Consider the following 21,129-nt stretch of genomic DNA (forward strand, 5'->3'; position numbering starts at 1 on the left):
ATGAGAACAACCTTCATCTGGAGCCCCCTTTCGTGTCCGAACAAGCCGGTTTCTTCCAGCGACTGAGCATTGGCGCCAAGATCCTGACCGCCGCCGCCATCGTCATCATCGTGTCCTTCACGGGCGCAACCGTGTTCAACGACACCCTGTTGCGCAACGCCAAGACCGAGGAGATCCGGGATTACATGACCGGCGTCGGCCGGGCCGTGGCTCTGAACACCTCGAACTGGTTCCAGGGCCGCCTCTTCCTCGCCGAACTCAGCGCCCAGTCTGTCGCCCGCGAGGGCACCGTCGCCAACGAGTATTTCAACCTCGACGTCCTCAACCGGACCTTCGACGCCAGCTACTTCGGCGACGAGGCCGGCGGATTCTTCACCTGGCCGGTGCTGGACCTGCCCGAGGGCTATGACCCGCGCGCCCGGCCCTGGTACAAGGACGCCGTCGCCAAGGGCAGCGCGACACTGACCAGCCCCTATGCGGATGCTTCCAGCGGCGAGCTGATCGTCACGGCCGCAACGCCTGTGCGCGCCGGCGGCGCCCTGCTCGGCGTCTTCGGCGGTGACTTCAAGATCACCGATCTGGTCACGATGCTCAATTCCGCCGATCTCGGGGGCATGGGATATGTCTATCTGGTCGACGACAAGGGCCAGATCTTGGTTCACCCGGATGCCGCGATGATAGGAAAGACCCTGTCGGACGTCTATGTGGGCCAGATCCCCAGCCTGACCGAGACCCTTCAGATCGCCTCGACCCAGACAAGCGAGCGCCTCGTCCAGTTCGTTCAGATCTCCGACATGCCGGTAAACTGGTATGTGGCGCTGTCTCTTGACCGGTCCGCGGCCTATGCCTCCCTCGGCGCCTTCCGCCTGCGCGCGTCCATCGGCGCCGTTCTGGCGACCCTGGCAACCGTGGTCATCCTCGCCTTGCTCATGCGCAAGCTGGTGATCCGTCCGCTCGGGTCGGTGACCACCGCCATGTCAGCCATCGCCGAATCCGCGCTCGAAACGGAGGTTCCCGGCACGGAGCGTCACGACGAGGTGGGCGCCATTGCCCGCGCGGTGGAAGTCTTCAAGACCAATGCCCTTGCCCGCCGCCAGCTGGAAGCGACCCAGTCCCAGGAACAGACCGCCAAGCAGCGCCGCACGGAGCGGGTCGATGCCCTGCTGAATGCCTTCGATGGGGATGTGGGTGCCGTGCTCAACAGCTTGGCCAAGGCCACAGGAAACCTGGAGACCACCGCGCGCACCCTGTCCGAGACCTCCCGCAAGGGATTGAGCGACGCAGATGCAGCCGCCAACGTCTCGGCGGAAACCTCGTCGAACGTGCGCTCGGTCGCGGCCGCCTCCGAAGAGCTGTCGTCCTCGATCGCCGAGATCCTGCGCCGGGTGGAGGAAAGCAACCGCATCTCCGGCAAGGCCTCTGAGGCCGCCCACCACACGGACACGACCGTGAAGACGCTTGTGGCAACCACCGACAAGATCAGCCAGATCGTCAGCCTGATCAACGATATCGCGGCCCAGACCAACCTGCTCGCGCTCAACGCCACCATCGAGGCGGCACGTGCGGGCGAGGCCGGCAAGGGCTTCGCGGTGGTGGCCTCCGAGGTGAAGTCGCTGGCCAACCAGACCGCCAAGGCCACCGAGGAAATCGCCACCCAGATCCAGGCCATGCAGATGGTCTCGACCCAGGCGGCCGAGGCCATCGAGGGGATCGGTCAGGTGATCGAGGAAATGAGCGAGATCTCCTCCGAGATCGCCCATTCCATGGAACAGCAGAGTGCCGCCACCAACGAGATTTCGCGCAATGTCAGCGAAGTCGCCAACGGCACGGGCACGGTGACGGAAACCCTGCAGGAAGTCGCCACCGGCAGCCGCTCGACGGAAGAAGGTGCCGACGTGGTGCTGGAAACCGCCGGTCGCCTCTCCCATGAGGCGGAAGGCCTGCGCCGCACGGTCGCCGACTTCTTCTCCAAGATCCGGGCCGCCTGACCCTCAGGCCGCTTCGCAAAAAACTTGCGCCGTCCCGCTGCCTCAGGCCGTGGGGCGGCGTTCGAACATCAGGGGCAGGTCGTCGGCTGTCTGCGCCGCAAGACCGTCCTGCTCCGGCGCCGCCACTTGCAGATCGGTCACCCGCGCCAGCGCCGGCCCCTCCCGCAGGCGGGACACGAAGGCGCGAAGGCTCTCCTCCTCCCCCGCGACCCGGATCTCGACCGATCCATCCTGCCGATTGCGCACCCAGCCCCTGAGCTTCAGCGCACGGGCCTGACGAACGGTCCACTCCCGATACCCCACCCCTTGCACGCGCCCGCGAACACGGATCCGCAGATCCCCGGGCAAGGTGGGATCATGCCCCTCTTCGCTCATCGCGCCCCGTCCCGCGCGGCCTCGGCGCCGCCGACAGGGACCCGGCCCTGACGGCGCGCCTCGTCCTGCATCACATAGAGCGAGGCCGCCACGATCATCAGCGCGCCCGGCCAGAAGGCTCCGCTCGGCGCAAAGCCGAAGACGAGGAAGCCGAAGGCCACGTTGAGCGGCAGCTTCAGATGATCGAAGGGCTGCACATAGGTCGCATCGGCCTTGGAATAGGCCAGCGTCAGGCAGTAGTTCGCGGTCACCGTAAAGACGCCCGCCCCGGCAATCGCCAGGATCCCCAGCGGCGTGGTGGGAAGGTCCAGCCCGTCGCCCAGCGCCAGCAGAAGGTTCACCGGGGTCAGCAGCAGCAGCAGATAGGCGGTTACCGTTTCCGGCCGTTCCTCACGGGACAGGCGCTTGGTCATCAGCGAGGCCGCGCCCCAGAAGGCGGCAGCGCCCACGGGCAGCAGGGCCGCAACATTCCACCCTTGCGCCCAGGGTTCCAGGATCACGGCCACACCGGCAAAGCCGACCAGCGTCGCGCCAAGCCGCGCCAGACCCACCCGTTCCTTCAGGAAGAGCCTTGCACCGAGAATGACGAAGAAGGGCGAGCTCATGACAAGCGCGATGGCCTGCCAGATCTCCACCCGCGCAAGCCCTGCCCCCCAGAGCTGGACCCCCACCACCGCCAGCACGATGCGCAGGAGATGCAGGCGGAGCAGACCGGTCCGCAGGCTGGCAAGGCCCTGACGTGCCAGCCAGGGCAGACCGCACAGGAGCGCTGCCCCATATTGCCAGAAGACGACGGAGGCCGAGCCCATGCCGAGTTTCATGGTGGCCGTCTGCAATGCCACATTGACGGCGGCAAAGGACATGCCGGCGAGCACCATCAGCACGGCAGAGAGGATCGGCGCCTGCCCGGCGACCGCGGGAATGAAGGAGGATCTTGTCTGCGCCACGGGGCGTCCCTTCCGGTTCGAACGGGACGGCCCGGCACGGTCCGCCGCACGGCGAGGAACCCGCGGCATAAGCCCCGCCCCTCCGTCGTGCACGACAACCTGCACCTGGCTTCTCTCTCATCCGGACTGTGACCGTCGGCTCCGGAGTTGCACCGGATCTGCTGACCCACCCCGTCCCATGCCCCAGCGCTCGGCCGGGTGGGCCAGGGCCGGGTAGGCAGGAATGGCGCTCGCGGGCTTCGGGAAATCCCGTTACCGCCGGTGGGGAATTTCACCCCGCCCCGAGAAGTATTCAGTATGACTGAAAGTGGTTCTAGACGCTCCGACCGCGCCTGACAAGGTGCCGCACGCCTCAGGCGGCGCAAACCTTGTTTCGCCCGGCCTTCTTGGCCGCGTAGAGCGCCTTGTCCGCCCTCCGGATCGTCTCGTTCACCGGCTCGCCCGGGTGATGCTCTGACACGCCAATGCTGACGGTGATGGGCACCTGCTCGCCCTCGAAGAAGAAGGCATGCGCGGCAATGGTCTCGCGCAACCGTTCTGAAACCTCGAGCGACGCTGCCAGCTCCTCGCCGCGGATCAGGCAGTAGAATTCCTCGCCACCGGCCCGCGCGATAACCTCTTCCTCGCTGGCGCTTTCCGCCAGAATGGCAGAGAGCTCGCACAGGATCGTGTCGCCGCAGGCATGGCCGTGGGTATCGTTGATCTTCTTGAAATGGTCCACGTCGAGAACCATGGCGCAGAACGGCGCACCGCCGGCGATGCTCTGCGCCTCGGCCTCGGCCGCGATCTCGAAGAACTTGCGCCGGTTGAAGGCCCCGGTGAGGGGATCGCGCTCGGCAGCTTCCTGCAACCGGGCCGCCAGCTCCACCCGCTCGCTGATGTCGAGCATGGCCCCTGCCAGACCCACCACCCGGCCCGAGACCGGATCCTCGATGGCCGCCTTGTAGAAACTCACCCGGCGGATCACGCCATCGGCGTATTTCACGTCCGCCTCATACTGCTGCACGCCACCGGCCTGCATCAGCGCCTCGTCGGCCTCGTAATAGATCTGGGCGAGATCGGGCGGCGAGATCTCGAAGACCGAGCGGCCGATGATGTCCTGGGCGGGGCGGCCAAGCACCCCCTCGAAAGGACGGTTGCACCAGGTGTAGACCCCTTCCCGATCCTTGAAGAAGATCGGCGTCGGCAGGTGATCGAGTGCGGCCTGCCCGGCTGCCCGAGTCAGTTGCGCCTCTCTCAGGCGCAGCTCCATCCGGTCGAGACGCAGGGCAAAGCGTTCCGCCCGGTGGAGCGCACTGAGGATTTCGGTCTGGGACGGGTCGCAAAGCACCTCGTCGGCTCCTGCCTCCATCGCATCGCGCTCACGAAAGCCCTCGCTCCGCCGGCACAAGGCAATGATGTGGCACTCCTCCCCGAGCAGGGTGCGCGCCTCGCGCACCTCGCTGACGAGGCTCGACGCCAGGGCCTCGACAACGGCGATCCGCCAGGCGAGGAAATCCGTCTGCATCGACGGATCGATCCGGGCGAACCGGTATTCGACAAGATCCTCGAAACTCGGGCGACCCGTGCGGCAGATGAAGCCGATCACCCGGTCACTGAAATCGACGATGCCGTCCTCGTTGAGAATGAGAAGATCATTCACGTGCCTGCCCTCGATGCTTGTGCCGGAGAATGCCCCGCTCCGGCAAACAAAAGGTTAGCATGACGCTGCGTCATGACCCTTTGCATGCATTAGTCGAGGGTCTTACGTCATCGACAGCAGGAAGTCTTCAAGATCCTTGGGCCGGTCGAACAGACCGATGGGCGATTCTGCCTCAAGTTCGAGACGGTCGCCGTAGCCCCACAAGACGCCGATCCCGGGAACACCCGTAGCCCGCGCGCCCACCAGATCATGCTTGCGGTCGCCGACCATCACCGCCCGGGTCGGATCTACCGCCTCGTTTTCAAGGAGATAGGCCAGAAGCTCAGCCTTGTCGGAGCGCACCCCGTCGAGCTCGGCCCCGTAGACCTTCACGAAATAGCGGCCGAGGCCAAAGTGATCGACGATGGTGCCCGCATAGGCATGGGGCTTGGAGGTGGCGACGTAAAGCCGCACGCCGCGTCCCTGCAACCCCTGCAGGACGCCCTCGATGCCGTTGATCAGCGCATTCTCGAAAAGACCCTGGCTGCGATAGCGCTCGCGGTAGAAGGCGACCGCTCTGTCCTGCTCCGCCCGGTCGGCGGTCTCCAGCAGCACCGCGAAACTGTCCCAGAGCGACGGACCGATGCACCAGCGCAGGTCGGACTGGGGCGGCACGGGCGCACCCATCTTCTCGAGCGCATACTGAATGGAACGGGTGATCCCTTCGAACGGGTCCGTCAGGGTTCCGTCGAGATCAAAAAGAGCTGCGGTAAGGGTCATGATGGCCAGACAACGGCCGCCGCAGGGAGGTGGGGCCGGAACACGAGAGAGAGGCGCCCGCAGGCCGGGCCGCCCGAAGGCGGCCGCGACCAGGGGTTTCGCTCACTCGAATTCCATGATCACCGCGTCGACCGCCAGACTGTCACCTGCTTTTGCCTTGATGGCACCGATGACGCAATCCCGTTCCGCACGCAGCACGTTTTCCATCTTCATGGCCTCGACCACGGCAAGCTGCTCGCCCGCCTTGACCTCCTGGCCCTCGGAGACGGCGATGGACACCACCAGACCCGGCATGGGGCAGAGCAGCATCTTCGAAGTGTCCGGCGGCATCTTCTCCGGCATCAGCGCATCGAGTTCGGCAATCCGCGGGGTCATGACGCGGGCCATCACACTGTAACCCTGCCAGTCGAGGCGATAGCCGCTCTCAACGGCGCGCACCTGAACCACCACGTGATCCTCGCCGACCTGACCCGTCCAGAGCGCATCGCCCGGGCGCCAGTCGGACTGGACCGTCACCGCATAGCCGCCATCGATCACCACATCGATCTCGATGGGAGCTGCGGGATACCCGGCGGCCAGGCGCAGCGGCACGTAATGCTTGTCCAGCTTGACGACCCAGTCCTCGCGCACCTGACCGGAATGCGCCCTCAGGCGTCCGGGCAGATGATCCAGCCGCTCCCGGTGCAGCGCACCGATGGACAGGGCCACAGCGGCCAGAATGCCGCGCGCCGCGTCGTCGGGCTCGGGCGGGGAGAAGCCGTCCGGATATTCCTCGGCGATGAAATTGGTGGTCAGGCGACCTTCCTTCCAGCGCTCATGCCCCATGAGCGCGGTGAGGAACGGCACGTTGTGCTGGATCCCGTCCACATAGAACGCATCGAGAGCCCGGCTCATGGCCGCAATGGCAGAGGCCCGGTCCGGCCCGTGGGTCACCAGCTTGGCGATCATCGGGTCATAGAACATGGAGATCTCGGAGCCCTCGACCACGCCCGTGTCATTGCGCACGGTAATGCCCTCAGCACTCTCCTCCGCCGGCGGGCGATAACGCACCAGACGACCGATGGAGGGCAGGAAGTTGCGATAGGGATCCTCGGCATAGATGCGGCTTTCCACCGCCCAGCCGTTCAGCTTCACGTCGTCCTGAGCGATGGAGAGCTTCTCGCCGGCCGCGACCCGGATCATCTGCTCGACCAGGTCGATGCCGGTGATCAGCTCGGTGACCGGGTGCTCCACCTGCAGGCGGGTGTTCATTTCCAGGAAGAAGAAGCTCTTGTCCTGACCGACCACGAATTCCACGGTGCCGGCGCTGTCATAGTCCACGGCCTTGGCAAGGGCCACGGCCTGCTCGCCCATGGCGCGGCGGGTGGCTTCGTCGAGAAGCGGCGACGGAGCCTCCTCGATGACCTTCTGGTTGCGGCGCTGGATCGAGCATTCCCGCTCGCCCAGATAGATCGCGTTGCCGTGCTTGTCGCCCAGAACCTGGATTTCGATGTGGCGCGGGCTCTCGATGAACTTCTCGATGAACACCCGGTCATCGCCGAAAGACGAGGCCGCCTCGGACTTGGACCGGACGAACCCGTCGCGGGTCTCTGCCTCGTTCCAGGCAATGCGCATGCCCTTGCCGCCGCCGCCGGCGGACGCCTTGATCATCACCGGATAGCCGATTTCGGCGGCGATCTTCACCGCGTGGTCCGCATCCTCGATCACGCCCAGATAGCCGGGAACCGTGCTGACCTTGGCGTCATTGGCGAATTTCTTTGATTCGATCTTGTCGCCCATGGCCTCGATGGCCTTGGGATTGGGCCCGATGAAGACAATTCCCTCGCGCTTCAGCGCTTCGGCGAAGCTCGCACGCTCCGACAGGAACCCATAGCCCGGATGGACGGCTTCCGCCCCGGTCTGCTTGCATGCAGCGATGATCTTGTCGGCAACCAGATAGGATTCGGCCGCAGCCGCCGGTCCGATGGCGACCGCTTCGTCCGCCATTTCCACATGGAGCGCGTTGCGATCGGCTTCGGAATAGACCGCGACCGTCTTGATCCCCATGCGCCGCGCCGTCTTGATGACACGGCAGGCGATCTCCCCGCGATTGGCAATCAGTATCTTGGAAAACATTGGCGCTCCGCCCTGGATTTTCGTGTTTTCAGCTTCCTCGATCTGTTTTGTAGGCGGCTCCCCCGCAGCGCGCAATAAGGCCAAAGAAGAATGCCCTTGCGGAGTGACCCGGCGCGGCTCCCGCACCCTGCTCCATGTTCCGTCGCCCCCGCCCCCGTCAGGCATGGATCGCTCCCCAAAGGATATTTGGCACCCCGAAACCTGAAGAGACCCCGCATCTGACGTAAGGTTATAGTCAATTTTAACGATTTTCTGTCCGAATGTTTCCCGTTTCAAAGGGGGGACTTCTGGCAATGACGAGACTGACGAGCACCTTGATGCTGGGCGTATTCTGCGCCCTCGCCGAAACTACAACCTCGGCTGCTGCGGCAGGGGCCGGTGCGGGGCCGGGACAGATGTGGCATCAGGAGACCGTTCAGGGCTTCCAGAAGTTCTGGACCGAGACCGGTCAGGGCTCCCGCTTCACCATCTGGTGCAACCGGGACCGGAAGACCGCCGGAACCGTGATCGACGTGGACATCGACGGACGCAACGCCCCGGCCCGCAAGCCGATCAAGGTGGTGGTCGACCGGCACATGATCCAGATGCCCGCAGATGACCGCGGCTATGTGCGCACTGACAGCCCGGCCGGCGCCGACGGATACACCGTGTTGTGGAACCGCCTGCGCGGCGGCGTGCGCCTGCAGGTGCTCTTCGACGACGACCGCTTTGCGGTGTTCTCGCTGGCCGGCGCCGCAACCACTCTCTCGCCCGAGGTCTGCCCGCCCGACTTCAACAAATAGCCCCGCCGCAAACGGACGGACGGCCCGCGCGCTCACAAGAACTCGATTGACGCAACTTCGCTCTGGATTTTGCCGGCCGGCGTGACTACACCCGGCCCGCAGATGCCTGAACGTGAGCCGCGATGCCCGCCGGCCCGTTGCCCCTTTCCTTGCGAGTTTCGAAGTCATCATGGACGCCATCCACCTCAACGACCTGTCCTTCTTCGCCTATCACGGCGTTTTCGACGAGGAGGCCCGTCTCGGCCAGCGCTTCCTGATCGACCTCACCTGCTGGCTGGACCTGTCGACGGCCGGCCAGACCGATGCCTATGCGGACACGGTCTGCTATGCGAGCCTCGTGAAGGCGGCCGAACATGCCGTCACCGGCAGCCGCGTGCAGCTTCTCGAAAGGCTGGCGCAGGTGGTCTGCGACGCGATTCTCGCGGCCGACGCCCGCATCGAGCAGGTGCGCGTGAAGGTGCGCAAGCCCGGCGCGCCCCTGCCCATCGCCACCGGCATGGTCTCCGTCGAGATCACGCGCGCCCGCAAGGCCTGACAGCGCTGCGATCCCCGGTCGCTCTGGACCCGTTATTCAGCGCGGGAACCGGGCTGTTCCCATCTCGTTGCTCTTTGAAATGGCCGCGGGCCGACCTACATGCCGGGGAAGACCCGCGTGCCGTCCGCCCGCATGCCCCTGCAAGGAGCCACCGATGTCCATCGCCCGTACGACCTCTCAAGCCGCCCCCAAAAGCGCCCCGCGCCGCGCCCTCACCCGGCGCTTCGGCGCAGCCGCCCTCCTCGCTGCCGCAGCGCTCGTCAGCGTGACCTCTGCACAGGCCCGTCCGGATCTGCGCCAGCTCACCTGCGCCAAGGCCCAGGACATGGTTCGCCAGAATGGCCATGTGGTCTTCACCACCTCCAACACGACCTATTCCCTGTTCGTCTCCAATCGCAGCTACTGCGATCCGCGCGAGGTGCTGCGTGTGCAGTACGGTCCGACGAAGGACGTGGCCCAGTGTCCGGTGGCCTATGAATGCGTCGAGCCCCTCTTCCGGCCCGGCGAACTCTTCGAGCGGCGCTGACCGCAGAGGTCTTATCGTCTCTCGTGGTCATGCTCGGGCGCGTCCCGAGCATCCAGTCGGCAGCCCGCCGGGTCAAAAGACTGGTTTCTCGGCTCAAGGCCGAGAATGACGGTGGAGAGGCTGGTCACCGGCCCGAAGCGCTGTCATGCACGGCCCTCGGCTTGGTCACCAGCCCCTGTTGTCGCCCTCGCCGACGAGGGCTCGCCCGACGATCCGGGATCGGTGAGCGGAGAGCCTATCGGGTGACCCCGTAGAACCCCGCACGGCGTGCCCCACCCCGGCTCAGACGTCCCTGATCGCAGCGCCTCCATCAACCCCAATCATCACGCAAAAAGGGCGGCCACTGGCCGCCCTTTCCGCTTGTCCTGATAGCTCCGCTCAGAGCGGAATGTTGTCGTGCTTCTTCCAGGGGTTCTGCTGGTTCTTCGACCGCAGCAGCGCCAGAGCCCGGCTGACCCGGCGGCGGGTGGAGTGAGGACGGATGACCTCGTCGATATAGCCGCGCTCCGCTGCCACGAAGGGATTGGCGAACCGGTCCTCGTAGTCCTTGGTGCGCTTGGCGATCTTCTCCTTGTCGGAGAGTTCGGAGCGATAGAGGATCTCGACCGCGCCCTTGGCTCCCATCACGGCGATTTCCGCGCTCGGCCAGGCATAGTTGATGTCGCCGCGGATGTGCTTGGAGCTCATCACGTCATAAGCCCCGCCATAGGCCTTGCGGGTGATCACGGTCACCTTCGGCACCGTCGCTTCCGCATAGGCAAAGAGCAGCTTGGCGCCATGCTTGATCAGCCCGCCATATTCCTGCGCGGTGCCGGGCAGGAAGCCGGGCACGTCGACGAATGTGACGAGCGGAATGTTGAAACAGTCGCAGAAGCGCACGAAGCGGGCAGCCTTGCGGCTGGCATCGCTGTCGAGAACCCCGGCAAGCACCATCGGCTGGTTGGCGATGATCCCCACGGTCCGCCCTTCGACTCGGCCCAGACCCACAACGATGTTGCCCGCAAAGCTCGGCTGGATCTCGAAGAAGTCGCCCTCGTCGACGGTCTTGGCGATCAGTTCCTTGATGTCGTAAGGCTTGTTCGGATTGTCGGGAATGAGCGTGTCCAGGCTGGTGTCGACGCGCGTCGGATCATCGTAATTGGCGATTTCCGGAACATCGGCCTGGTTGTTCATCGGCAGGAAGTCGATGAGACGGCGCACCTCCTGAAGGGCGACCACGTCATTGTCGAAGGCCTTGTCGGCGATCGACGACTTGGTGGTGTGCACCGAGGCGCCGCCCAGTTCTTCCGCCGTCACCGTCTCGTTGGTCACGGTCTTCACCACATCCGGGCCGGTCACGAACATGTAGGACGTGTCGCGCACCATGAAGATGAAGTCGGTCATGGCCGGGGAATAGACGTCGCCGCCAGCGCAGGGGCCCATGATGACGGAGATCTGCGGGATGACGCCGGAGGCCAGCACATTGCGCTGGAACACTTCGCCATAGCCGCCCAGCGCCGCCACACCTTCCTGGATGCGCGCGCCGCCCGCATCGAACAGGCCGATGATCGGCGCCCGATTCTGCAGGGCCATGTCCTGGATCTTGATGATCTTCTGGGCATGGGTCTCCGACAGGGATCCGCCGAAGACGGTGAAATCCTTGGAGAAGACATAGACGGTGCGGCCGTTCACCGTGCCCCAGCCCGTGACCACCCCGTCACCGGGAATGTGGCTTTCCTCCATGCCGAAATCCGTGCAGCGATGCACCTTGAACATGTCGAATTCCTCGAAGGACCCTTCGTCCAGCAGGAGTTCGATGCGTTCGCGCGCCGTCAGCTTGCCCTTCGCATGCTGGGCATCGATCCGCCGTTGGCCGCCCCCAAGGCGGGCCGTCTCCCGACGGGATTCCAGTTCGGCGAGGATTTCCTTCATTGCGCGTCCCCCAAAAGGCTCTTGTCGTCCGCATTCCCTAGCATGGTCGCACCACCCAGCAAAGTCGACCAAAGAGGAATGTGGCTCAGAAGAAGACGACCTGGCACGGCGCCCGGCGCAGGACGACGGCCTGAGGTTTCGGGCCTGCCCTTGCGTCTGCGGGCCCGAGATGCTCAACTTCTAGGCAGGGACGCCCTGAGAATGCGCTTTGACCTATTCTGTAAATTTGTCATGCTTGCCTAACAACGGGGCAACGACCAAAGGGGAGGCAATGTCCGACAACCGGTCCTTTTTCAACGAAATGCTGGAAGAAAGCGGTCTCCCGCGCTCTGCCTATTCCCTGCTGTCCGAGTGGCTCGCCAAGCAGCCGCCGAATTTCCTGAAGCGCAAGTCCCGCGAGGCGGAGACGATCTTCCGCCGCCTCGGAATTACCTTCGCGGTCTATGGCGCCCACGAGGCGACCGAGCGGCTGATCCCCTTCGATCCCATTCCCCGCATCATCTCTGCGGCCGAGTGGCGGCGGCTTTCTGCCGGCATCGACCAGCGCGTGCGCGCCCTCAACGCCTTCCTGCATGACATATATCACCGCCAGGAAATCCTGCGTGCCGGACGCATCCCGTCCGAGCTGATCCTGCAGAACGCGGCTTTCCTGCCGGAAATGGTCGGCTTCACCCCCGCCCGCAAGGTCTATGCCCATATCATCGGCACGGATCTCGTCCGGGTCTCGGAGAACGAGTTCTACGTTCTGGAAGACAACACCCGCACGCCCTCCGGCGTCTCCTACATGCTGGAGAACCGGGAAACCATGATGCGGCTCTTCCCGGACCTCTTCCAGATGCACCGGGTGGCCGAAGTCGAGCAATATCCCGACCTCTTGCGCGCGACCCTGGAAAGCGTGGGGCCGGACCAGGCCAAGTCCCAGCAGACCGTCGTCCTTCTGACGCCGGGCATCTACAACTCCGCCTATTTCGAACACGCCTTCCTGGCCGACAGCATGGGCATCGAGCTGGTGGAGGGGCGCGACCTCTTCGTCGACGAGGGAAAGGTCTTCATGCGCACCACCCGCGAACCGCGCCAGGTGGACGTGATCTATCGCCGCATCGACGATGCCTTCCTCGATCCCCTCACCTTCAACCCGGACAGCATGCTCGGCGTTCCGGGCCTCTTCGATGCCTATCGCGCCGGCAACGTGACGATCTGCAACGCCCCGGGAACCGGGATCGCCGACGACAAGGCCATCTATGCCTATGTGCCGGAGATCATCGAATTCTACACGGGCCAGAAACCGATCCTGAACAACGTGCCCACCTGGCACTGCGCCCGCGAGGATGACTTCGCCTATGTGCTCGACCATCTGGACGAGATCGTGGTGAAGGAAGTCCACGGTTCCGGGGGGTACGGTATGCTGATCGGCCCCACCGCCTCGAAGCGTCAGATTGCAGATTTCCGAAAGATCCTGATGGCCAATCCGTCGAACTACATCGCCCAGCCCACGCTGGCGCTGTCTGCCTGCCCCACCCATGTGGCGTCCGGCGTGGCCCCGCGCCACGTGGACCTGCGTCCCTTCGTGCTCATCGGCGACCAGGTGCGCATCACCCCCGGCGGGCTGACGCGCGTGGCGCTGAAGAAGGGCTCCCTGGTGGTGAATTCCAGCCAGGGCGGCGGCACCAAGGACACCTGGGTGCTGGAGGATTAAGCCATGCTCGGACGGACCGCAGCCTCCCTCTTCTGGATGTCCCGCTATCAGGAGCGGGCGCAGAACATCGCCAAGCTCCTTGAAGTGGCCTATCGCACCGACATGATGCCCTCCAACGGCGTCAACGAGGCCGGCGACTGGCGCTTCGCGCTCACCGCCTCCGGCTCGGAGTTCGGCTACACGGAAAAGGTCGGCGAGTTGACCCCGCGCGGCGTGATCAACTACCTGCTCTTCGACAAGACCAACCCGTCGTCGGTGCGCATCTGCCTGGAGAATGCCCGCAACAACGGCCGCGCCGTGCGCACGGGCATCACCGCGGAGATCTGGGAAAGCCTGAACACCACCTATCTGGAGTTCATGGACGTCAATCCCCAGTCGATCACCCAGGAACGCCTGCCCGACTTCCTCGCCTGGGTCAGCCAGCGGGCCCATCTCTTCCGCGGTGCGCTGCTCAACACCCTGCTGCGGGATGACGGCTACTTCTTCTCCCAGCTCGGCAACTTCGTCGAGCGCGCCGACAACACCGCCCGCATCCTGGATACCCAGTACTGGCTGCTCCTGCCCGACAATGACGTGATCGGTGACGGCTCCATGGAGCGGCACCAGTGGTCGGGCATCCTCCGGGCGCTCTCGGGCCTGCGCAGCTACCGCTTCGCCTATCCCGACGCCAAGCTGAAGGCGACCAACATCGCCGAATTCCTCATCCTGCGGAAGGAAATGCCCCGCTCTCTCGCCCATTGCTGCGACTGGATGGACGATGCGGCCGAAGACCTCGCCCAGTTCTACGGCGAGCGGCAGGCCTCCATCGATCTGGCGGCGGAAAACTGGAAGACCATGCGCGAGACCTCCATTCAGGATGTCTATCGCAAGGGCCTGCACGAATTCCTGATGGAGTTCATGGCCCGCAACAACCATTTCGCCACGCAGCTTTCCGCGGATTACAACTTCGCCTGAGCCGCGGCTCAGGCCCGGCACGCCCCTGGAACCGCCACCGGAAGACGATCATGCAGCTGACTGTCCGACACACGACCCGTTACCGCTATGACAGCCCGCTGGCCAATGCCATGCAGCAAATCCGGCTGACCCCGCGGGACTGTGTCGGCCAGAAGGTCATCGACTGGACCGTGGAAGCCCCCGGCATGGAGCGCGCCACCTCCTATGTGGATGCCTTCGGCAACTGGGTGCAGATGGTCTCCTCTTCCGGCATCGTCGAGGAGGTGGAGATCACCGCCCGCGGCACCGTGCAGACCGAGGACAAGGCGGGAATGCTGGGCGAGGACGACGGCCAGACCCCGCCGCGCATCTACACCCGCTTCACCCCGCTGACCCAGCCGAACCAGGCGATCCGGCGGCTGGCCAGCGTCGCCGAGAACAGTGACCAGATCGCCGGCTTCCATGCGCTGATGCACGCCATCCGCGACAAGGTGGACTACAAGGTCGGCGTCACCCAGACCCATGCCACCGCCATCTCCTCCCTGGCGGCGGGCGAAGGAGTTTGTCAGGACCACGCCCACATCTTCATCGCCGCATCCCGCGCTCTCGGAATCCCGGCCCGCTATGTCTCCGGCTATCTTCTGCTGGAGGAAGAAGGCGCCTCCGAGGCCCACCATGCCTGGGCGGAAGTCTACCTGAAGGGGCTCGGATGGCTGGCCTTCGATGTTTCCAATGCTATCTGCCCGACCGACCGCTATATCCGCTTGACCACCGGCCTTGATTCGCGTTCCGCTGCTCCCATCAGGGGCATCCGTTTCGGCGGACAGGAAGAGAACCTGAGGGTCGAGGTGGAGGTTGCCCAGGCTGCAAGCCAGCAGCAGCAATAGCCCTGGGCCCTGAGGCCGCGAGACGGGCCCGCGCCCGGGTCACGCGCCTGCTCTTCCCTGACGCAGATCTGACCTGCCCCGCTCCCGGCGCGATGAACGTGCCGGATCCGGGGCCGACCGAGGCCCGCGCCGTGCCTCCCGATGGACGTGACACATGACCTATTGCGTAGGCCTGAAACTGGACCGTGGCCTCGTCTTTGCCGCCGACACCCGCACCAATGCCGGGCTCGACAACATCGCCACCTTCAAGAAGCTGCATGTCTGGGAAGAGCGCGGCGACCGGGTGATCACCCTCCTGTCGGCCGGCAATCTGGCCGTCACCCAGGCGGTGATCTCCATCCTGAGCGAACACATCAACACCGCGCCCGAAGGCCGCCCGACCCTGATGAGCGTGGACACCATGTTCCAGGCGGCCCGGCTGGTCGGCAGCGCCGTGCGCGAGGTCCGCGCCATCGACGGCGAGGCGCTCAACGCCAATGCGGACAATTTCTTCGTCACCTTCATTCTCGGCGGCCAGATCAAGGGCGAGGAGCCGCGCCTCTTCCAGATCTATTCCGCCGGCAACTTCATCGAGGTCGGTCAGGACACCCCCTTCCTGCAGATCGGCGAGCACAAATACGGCAAGCCGATCCTCGACCGTGTGGCGCGTCCCGACATGCGCCTCGGCGAAGGGGCCAAGATGATCCTGCTCTCCTTCGACAGCACCCTGCGCTCGAACCTCTCCGTCGGCATGCCCATAGACCTGCTGCTCTACAACAAGGACAGCTTCAGCGCCGAACGCCAGCTGCGCATCCAGCAGGACGATCCCTATTTCCAGAAACTCTCCAAGGGCTGGTCCGACGCCCTGCGCGACGCCTTCACCGACATGGACCCGCTCGACGTCTGACCCGTCACGCAGGGAGCCCTCCGCGTCATCCCTGCGCCACATCGTCATCCCTGCGCAGGCACGGATCCAGTAACCCGCTGAGGCAGCGAAGTTTTCCCATCATCTTTGGAGAGAACTGGATCCTCGGGACAAGCCCGAGGATGACTATCGAGAGGGCGTCGTGGCTGGGCAGGCTGCCGCGTGACAACACAGTTGCCAGTAACCGCCGGCGTCTGCCGTCCTGCCCCCCTCCGGGAGTGCTGGATCCCCGATCAAGTCGGGGATGACGATGGAGGGCATGGCGCGAAAGGGCTCCGCCCCCTCAATGCCTTACCCCTTCAGGATCAGCGAGGCCGCGTCGAATTCGGCCTTCTTGTAGGCGCGGATCTGGGCGGCCTGGGCGTCCTGACCCCACAGGTCGATGTTGTAGTCCTCGTCCACATGGGCCGCCGACCAGGTCTCGTCCGGGGTCAGCCGGCCCTCGGCCAGCGCCAGGGCCAGCACGGCCGACCCGGTGAGGGTCACGGCGGTGTGGAAGGCGGCCAACCGCAGGGGATCGAGGCCGTCGAGGCGCGCCCGATAGGCCTTCAGAAGGCTCTCCGGCTGGGAGCGGTGGATCAGCCCCTCGATCAGGACGAAACGGCCGCCGAGCAGCTCCTCCGCCCAGGCCAGCACCGGATCCCAGTGGCGGCGCTGCCGCTCCACCAGGGCGTCAGGGCCGTCGGCCCGGTAGCACAGGAGATCCGTGCCGCAATATTTCGCCGCATCATCGGCCACTTCGGCCTGACGCAGGGCGACCGCGTCAATCGCGGAGTTGACGATGCGGGTGAGCGGCATCTGCCCCGGATCGATGACCTTTTCCTGGGCCTGCCACTCGGCCGCCATGGCCCGGGCCAGCGGTTCGGCGGCCACGACCAGCGGTGCCTTGCCCGGGGTCTTCACCGCACGGCCGTCCAGATGCACCGTGAAGCCGCCCTCGACGGCTGCATGGGTCGCCACCTGGTAGAAGCGCTTCGGCAACTCCCGCTTCGACAGCTCCTGGGCCAGCTGTTCGGGGCTCTTGTCGGTTTCGCTGGCGCGGGTGAGATCGTCACGCATCAGGCAGGTTCCTTTTCGGCCACCAGAAGACCGTCGCAGGCCTGCTGGAATTCGGTGAAATGATCGATGATGGCTTGCGCGCCGCCATTCATGAGGCGGGCCCGGTCGTGATAGCCCCAGGTGACGCCCAGCGCATGGGTGCGCGCGTTGCGGGCCATCTCCATGTCGAAGCTGGTATCGCCCACCATGACGGTGCGTTCCGGAGCAAGCCCGGTCTCCGCCAGCGCCCGCAGGATCATGTCCGGATGGGGCTTGGAGGGAGAGGTATCCGCCGTCTGGATGGTCACGAACAGCCCCTCCAGCCCGTGGGTCGCAACCATGTGGTCCACACCACGCCGGGCCTTGCCGGTGGCAATCCCGAGCAGCACGTCGTCACGCGCATGAAGCGCATGAAGCACCTCGAGCGCGCCGGGATAGAGCGGATCCTGATCCTCGCCGGAGGCCCGCCGGTCGATCTTGGCCGTGCGGTAGGCGTCCGCCATGCGCGGCGCAAGCGAGGCGTGCTCGCTGCCGACCAGCACCTCGAAGGCCCGTTCCAGCGACAAGCCCACGATGGACAGGGCCACATCGCGCGGCGGCATGGTCAGGCCGACCGCATCAAAGCCGACCTGAAGACCGTGCAGGATCGTATGCTGGCTGTCGACGAGGGTGCCGTCACAGTCGAAGATGATCAGGAGGGGATCGGACACGCAGGGCTCTCTTTCGGGGAAAAGGATGCTCCGCACCGCGAAGGGCACAGGAGTGACCGCCATGTGCCGTCTTTTGTCCCGCCGGTCAAGACCGCCCTCCCCGGCGCCCTGAAACCCCGATCAGCCCCGGCGCAGCAGATCCATGAGGCGTGCGGCGATCTTGAAGGCGATCGGGCCGACCCCGAGGGAGAAGACGAAGGCCACGGGCCAACCGGTCAGAAAGCTCTGCGGCCAGTGGATCAGGAAGGCCTGCGTCGGGCCGTCGTTGAGGAAGCCGAAGAAGCCGGTCATGAGAAAGGCCATCATTCCGGAAATGAAGACCTGTGCGAGAATCACGGTTTTGGTATCGAGCATGGGAGAGTGCCTTGGTCGCTCGGGGAACGGCGGTGGCTCCGCACGCGGTCGCTCCATCGAGAACCGTCATCCGGACACGGCACCGCTGTTCCCGCATGAAAACAGGGTGCCATGGGATCACGGGAGGGTGACGATTTCCGCTCAAGGGTGGGAGGAGCGGAGGCCGGAATAACCAACCGGCCAGAAAATCTTTCAGGCTCGTGTTGAATAGCTGCAGCTTCCGCGCAAGGCAAGTCATACCGCCTGCACCCTCGACAAGTGTCCCGGATCTTCCTAAACGAAGGGCTGACGAGATCTCGAACCGGATCGGACCCCGCCCGCCGTGACCAAGGCCATCCTCCTGCTGCTGCTTGCCCTCTCTGCCATCCAGCTCATCCGCCCGCTCGGCTGGCCGGGACTGAAGCGGCGTGCCGACTTCTGGAAACTCGCCCTCGGTGGCCTGATGGTCCTGGTGGTCTCCATCGGCCTGATCGCGCTTTTCGACTAGGACCCGTTGAACCGACCGGTGGGGCCCACGAAAAAAGGCGGCCCCGAGGGACCGCCTTCCTGAAGATACGTCTTTGCTCAGCGCTTGCGCGGCGGGCCGTCATCCTGGGGATCATCCACTTCCGGATCGTAATCCGTGGCGTCGAAGCCCAGCAGGTTCCAGGTCTGCTGCATGTGCGGCGGCAGCGGCGCGGAAACGTCGATCATGCCGTGACCCGACGGATGAGGAATCACGATGCGCCGGGCCAGCAGATGCAGGCGGTTCTGGATGCCGCCGGGCAGCTCCCAGTTTTCGATGTTGAAATACTTGTCGTCGCCGATGATCGGGTGGCAGATATGGGCGGTGTGGGCGCGCAGCTGGTGCGTGCGGCCCGTGACGGGCTTCAGCGTCACCCAGCTCAGCTTCTGGCCGGACTGCTCGAACACGTTGTAGAGCGAGACCGCGTGCTGGGCATCGTCCTCGCCCTGGCGCACCACCTGCATGGCTTCCATTTCTTCGGAGCGGGCCAGGAAGGTGGAGATGCGCCCCTGACGGGGCTTGGGCACGCCGGCAACGATCGCCCAGTAGACCTTCTGGGTGTTGCGGTGACGGAAGGCCTTGGTCAGCTCTTGTGCCGCCAGCCGGGTCCGCGCCACGAGGATAATGCCCGAGGTTTCCCGGTCGAGCCGGTGCACGAGGCGCGGCTTGTTGCCCTTGCGGTCGGTGAAGGCATCCAGCATGCCGTCCAGATGGCGCTTGAGGCCAGAGCCCCCCTGCACCGCCAGACCGGCCGGCTTGTTCAGCACCATCACATGCGCGTCCTCGTAGAGCATCATCTCCTCGATAGCCTTGCGGTCATCGTCGATGAGCTTGGTGGACTTGGGCTTGGCGTTCTTCTTGTCGTCGGCCGGCAGTTCCACCCCGAGCGGCGGAATGCGGACGATCTGCCCCGCAGCGATGCGCGTGTTCGCGTCGGCGCGCTTGCCGTCGACACGCACCTGGCCGGTGCGGAGGAGCTTCTGCAGGCGGCCGAAGGCCAGCCCCGGATAATGCACCTTGAACCAACGGTCCAGGCGCATGCCCGCCTCATCGGCGGTCACTGTCTTTTGTTCGATACCGGACATGTCTTGCACTTTTGCGTCGGGCGCCGGTGACCGTCGTTCGATCTGGCGCCGGGCGACGGGCATATCCGGCGCCATCCTGACTTCTTGGCACCGCGTATAGGCGACATGCGCGGATTTTGAAAGCCCCGGCTCGAGAATTTCGCCGCCTGCCCCGGTGCCTGTGCCGCCTCAGCTCAGCGTGTGGCGCATGATCATCAGCCCGGCAAACACGGCCGAGATGGACAGCACCACCGAGCCGAGCACATAGCCCATCGCGAGAACCGCCTCGCCCCGCTGCCACAGGAAGGCCGTGTCGAGGGAGAAGGAAGAGAAGGTGGTGAAGCCGCCGAGCAGGCCCGTGGCAAAGAAGAGACGCAGGCTCTGCAGCCCGCCCATGTCCGACTTGGCCATCCAGCCGATGAAAAGCCCCATGGCCAGAGACCCGAGGATGTTCACCGCCAGGGTGCCGACGGGAAAGCCCGGGCCGAAGAGGCGCAGCGTCGCCAGACCGACGAGATGACGCGCACCGGCCCCCAGGCCACCGCCGAGAATGACGAGAAGAATGCTCTGCATATGTTTGCGACCCTTGCGCGACCCGCGCCCTGTCCTCTTGCTATTCGCCCGCAGGCACGGATGTCTTGCGCGGCTCGGTTGCCCCAGAAGCGGCGGGGACAGCCTCCCCCTTGCCCAGGGCCTCGAAGCGCTTCACCTCGTCATCGTAATTTGGCGCGATGGTGCCGCAGACCCGGTCCCAGAAGGAGAAGAAATTGGCGTAGTTGTAGCGGAATTTCGCGTGATGCTGATCGTGGAACGTGACGCAGACCATGGGCGAGGGAATGCGCGACAGGGGCGAGGCATAGAACTCGAAGCCCGAGTGGCCGATGGTCCCGTTGAAATGGTCCCACAGGCGATGGACGATCAGCACCTCGACGGGAATGGGCAGCACGATCACCGCGAAGAGATAATAGCTCTGCATGACGAAGGCATCGACCAGATCGTCGGAATAGGTGCTCCAGACCGTGGGCGCGACCGACTGGTGATGCAGCGCATGGAAACGGTAGAACAGCTTCGTGTGCATCAACCTATGGCCCCAGTAGAACCAGGTGTCGAAGGCCAGCACCGAGACGATGAACATGCCGATGGCCGACAGCCAGCTCAGCTCCAGCGGCGGCACCAGCGTCCAGCCCTTGAGCGAGAGGAAAATGCCCCCGGCGAGGCACCCGGTGGTCACGAGCAGCGAGATCACGCTCTGACGAATTTCCTTGGCCTGACGTTTCTCGCCCCGCCTGTTCTGCTGGATGCGCCGCTCCGGATGCCGGTTCTGGATGGCGACCAGCACCCAGCCGGTCGCGAAATACAGGAACAGATTGATCCCGTAGCAGGCTGCCCAGATCGGCAAGAACTCAAGAATGACATCAAGAACCTGATTCAACATCTTGTTTTCCGTAACCTTCCTGC

General features: G+C 64.9%; 20 protein-coding genes, 1 pseudogene and 1 riboswitch. Of the genes and pseudogenes, 9 read left to right on the plus strand and 12 right to left on the minus strand.

Features of this window, described 5'->3' with window-relative positions; all coding sequences use genetic code 11:
* Positions 1–176: 176 nt before the first annotated feature.
* A pseudogene (locus FR728_RS08790) lies at positions 177–1,988 on the plus strand (methyl-accepting chemotaxis protein); the annotation flags it as partial.
* A gap of 42 nt (positions 1,989–2,030) precedes the next feature.
* Here the strand turns inward: FR728_RS08790 and FR728_RS08795 are convergent.
* The 5 genes from FR728_RS08795 to FR728_RS08815 all read right to left on the minus strand — a co-directional run bounded on the left by FR728_RS08795 (position 2,031) and on the right by FR728_RS08815 (position 7,826).
* A complete protein-coding gene (locus tag FR728_RS08795) occupies positions 2,031–2,363 on the minus strand; it encodes an acylphosphatase (RefSeq protein ID WP_149892335.1) in 333 nt (110 codons plus the stop codon).
* On the minus strand, positions 2,360–3,241 hold the full coding sequence (locus tag FR728_RS08800; RefSeq protein WP_244304593.1) for a DMT family transporter: 882 nt from the start codon (positions 3,239–3,241) through the stop codon (positions 2,360–2,362). The genes FR728_RS08795 and FR728_RS08800 overlap by 4 nt, the downstream gene beginning before the upstream one ends.
* A gap of 174 nt (positions 3,242–3,415) precedes the next feature.
* Positions 3,416–3,603, minus strand: a riboswitch (FMN riboswitch).
* 59 nt (positions 3,604–3,662) lie between these two features.
* Positions 3,663–4,952, minus strand: coding sequence for a sensor domain-containing diguanylate cyclase (locus FR728_RS08805; RefSeq protein ID WP_149892337.1), 1,290 nt, complete (start codon positions 4,950–4,952; stop codon positions 3,663–3,665).
* 102 nt (positions 4,953–5,054) lie between these two features.
* Complete coding sequence (locus FR728_RS08810) at positions 5,055–5,711, minus strand: HAD hydrolase-like protein (RefSeq protein WP_149892338.1); 657 nt, start codon at positions 5,709–5,711, stop codon at positions 5,055–5,057.
* Positions 5,712–5,813: 102 nt separating this feature from the next.
* A complete protein-coding gene (locus FR728_RS08815) occupies positions 5,814–7,826 on the minus strand; it encodes an acetyl-CoA carboxylase biotin carboxylase subunit (RefSeq protein ID WP_149892339.1) in 2,013 nt (670 codons plus the stop codon).
* 293 nt (positions 7,827–8,119) lie between these two features.
* Here FR728_RS08815 and FR728_RS08820 point away from each other — a divergent pair, with 293 nt between their 5' ends.
* The 3 genes from FR728_RS08820 (at position 8,120) to FR728_RS08830 (ending at position 9,669) form a co-directional block, all read left to right on the plus strand.
* Positions 8,120–8,608: a hypothetical protein gene (locus FR728_RS08820; protein ID WP_149892340.1), complete on the plus strand. Its 489-nt coding sequence runs from the start codon at positions 8,120–8,122 to the stop codon at positions 8,606–8,608.
* Between the two features lie 112 nt (positions 8,609–8,720).
* Entirely contained in the window at positions 8,721–9,143 is a 423-nt protein-coding gene (gene folB, locus FR728_RS08825) for a dihydroneopterin aldolase (protein WP_244304507.1), read from the plus strand.
* 154 nt (positions 9,144–9,297) lie between these two features.
* A complete protein-coding gene (locus FR728_RS08830) occupies positions 9,298–9,669 on the plus strand; it encodes a hypothetical protein (RefSeq protein ID WP_188318846.1) in 372 nt (123 codons plus the stop codon).
* A 378-nt stretch (positions 9,670–10,047) separates the two neighbouring features.
* Here FR728_RS08830 and FR728_RS08835 read toward each other — a convergent pair whose 3' ends face one another.
* Positions 10,048–11,580 carry an acyl-CoA carboxylase subunit beta gene (locus tag FR728_RS08835; protein ID WP_149892341.1) on the minus strand — a complete coding sequence of 511 codons (1,533 nt, stop codon included), beginning with the start codon at positions 11,578–11,580 and terminating at the stop codon, positions 10,048–10,050.
* 271 nt (positions 11,581–11,851) lie between these two features.
* Here FR728_RS08835 and FR728_RS08840 point away from each other — a divergent pair, with 271 nt between their 5' ends.
* The 4 genes from FR728_RS08840 (at position 11,852) to FR728_RS08855 (ending at position 15,982) form a co-directional block, all read left to right on the plus strand.
* On the plus strand, positions 11,852–13,276 hold the full coding sequence (locus tag FR728_RS08840; RefSeq protein WP_149892342.1) for a circularly permuted type 2 ATP-grasp protein: 1,425 nt from the start codon (positions 11,852–11,854) through the stop codon (positions 13,274–13,276).
* Positions 13,277–13,279: 3 nt separating this feature from the next.
* Positions 13,280–14,230, plus strand: a complete 951-nt coding sequence (locus FR728_RS08845; protein ID WP_149892343.1) for an alpha-E domain-containing protein — start codon at positions 13,280–13,282, stop codon at positions 14,228–14,230.
* Positions 14,231–14,280: 50 nt separating this feature from the next.
* A complete protein-coding gene (locus tag FR728_RS08850; protein WP_149892344.1) occupies positions 14,281–15,096 on the plus strand; it encodes a transglutaminase family protein in 816 nt (271 codons plus the stop codon).
* A gap of 154 nt (positions 15,097–15,250) precedes the next feature.
* A complete protein-coding gene (locus FR728_RS08855; RefSeq protein ID WP_149892345.1) occupies positions 15,251–15,982 on the plus strand; it encodes a proteasome-type protease in 732 nt (243 codons plus the stop codon).
* 309 nt (positions 15,983–16,291) lie between these two features.
* On the opposite strand, the gene FR728_RS08860 is transcribed toward FR728_RS08855, so the two are convergent.
* From FR728_RS08860 to FR728_RS08870, 3 genes are all read right to left on the minus strand, one after another.
* Entirely contained in the window at positions 16,292–17,059 is a 768-nt protein-coding gene (locus FR728_RS08860) for an ATP12 family chaperone protein (protein WP_149892346.1), read from the minus strand.
* Positions 17,059–17,748, minus strand: coding sequence for an HAD-IA family hydrolase (locus FR728_RS08865; RefSeq protein ID WP_244304509.1), 690 nt, complete (start codon positions 17,746–17,748; stop codon positions 17,059–17,061). The genes FR728_RS08860 and FR728_RS08865 overlap by 1 nt, the downstream gene beginning before the upstream one ends.
* Before the next feature lie 120 nt (positions 17,749–17,868).
* Entirely contained in the window at positions 17,869–18,102 is a 234-nt protein-coding gene (locus FR728_RS08870) for a DUF2798 domain-containing protein (RefSeq protein WP_149892348.1), read from the minus strand.
* A gap of 322 nt (positions 18,103–18,424) precedes the next feature.
* Between FR728_RS08870 and FR728_RS19335 the strand changes: the two genes are divergently transcribed.
* Entirely contained in the window at positions 18,425–18,589 is a 165-nt protein-coding gene (locus FR728_RS19335) for a hypothetical protein (protein ID WP_188318847.1), read from the plus strand.
* 77 nt (positions 18,590–18,666) lie between these two features.
* Here FR728_RS19335 and FR728_RS08875 read toward each other — a convergent pair whose 3' ends face one another.
* The 3 genes from FR728_RS08875 to FR728_RS08885 all read right to left on the minus strand — a co-directional run bounded on the left by FR728_RS08875 (position 18,667) and on the right by FR728_RS08885 (position 21,106).
* Entirely contained in the window at positions 18,667–19,692 is a 1,026-nt protein-coding gene (locus FR728_RS08875; RefSeq protein ID WP_149892349.1) for an RluA family pseudouridine synthase, read from the minus strand.
* A gap of 168 nt (positions 19,693–19,860) precedes the next feature.
* The gene (gene crcB, locus FR728_RS08880; protein ID WP_149892350.1) at positions 19,861–20,244 is read right to left on the minus strand and encodes a fluoride efflux transporter CrcB; all 384 of its coding nucleotides are present in this window, start codon (positions 20,242–20,244) and stop codon (positions 19,861–19,863) included.
* Between the two features lie 40 nt (positions 20,245–20,284).
* A complete protein-coding gene (locus FR728_RS08885; protein ID WP_149892351.1) occupies positions 20,285–21,106 on the minus strand; it encodes a sterol desaturase family protein in 822 nt (273 codons plus the stop codon).
* Positions 21,107–21,129 lie beyond the last annotated feature (23 nt).

This window comes from Roseibium aestuarii (assembly GCF_008477545.1).
Classification (GTDB): Bacteria; Pseudomonadota; Alphaproteobacteria; order Rhizobiales; family Stappiaceae; genus Roseibium; species Roseibium aestuarii.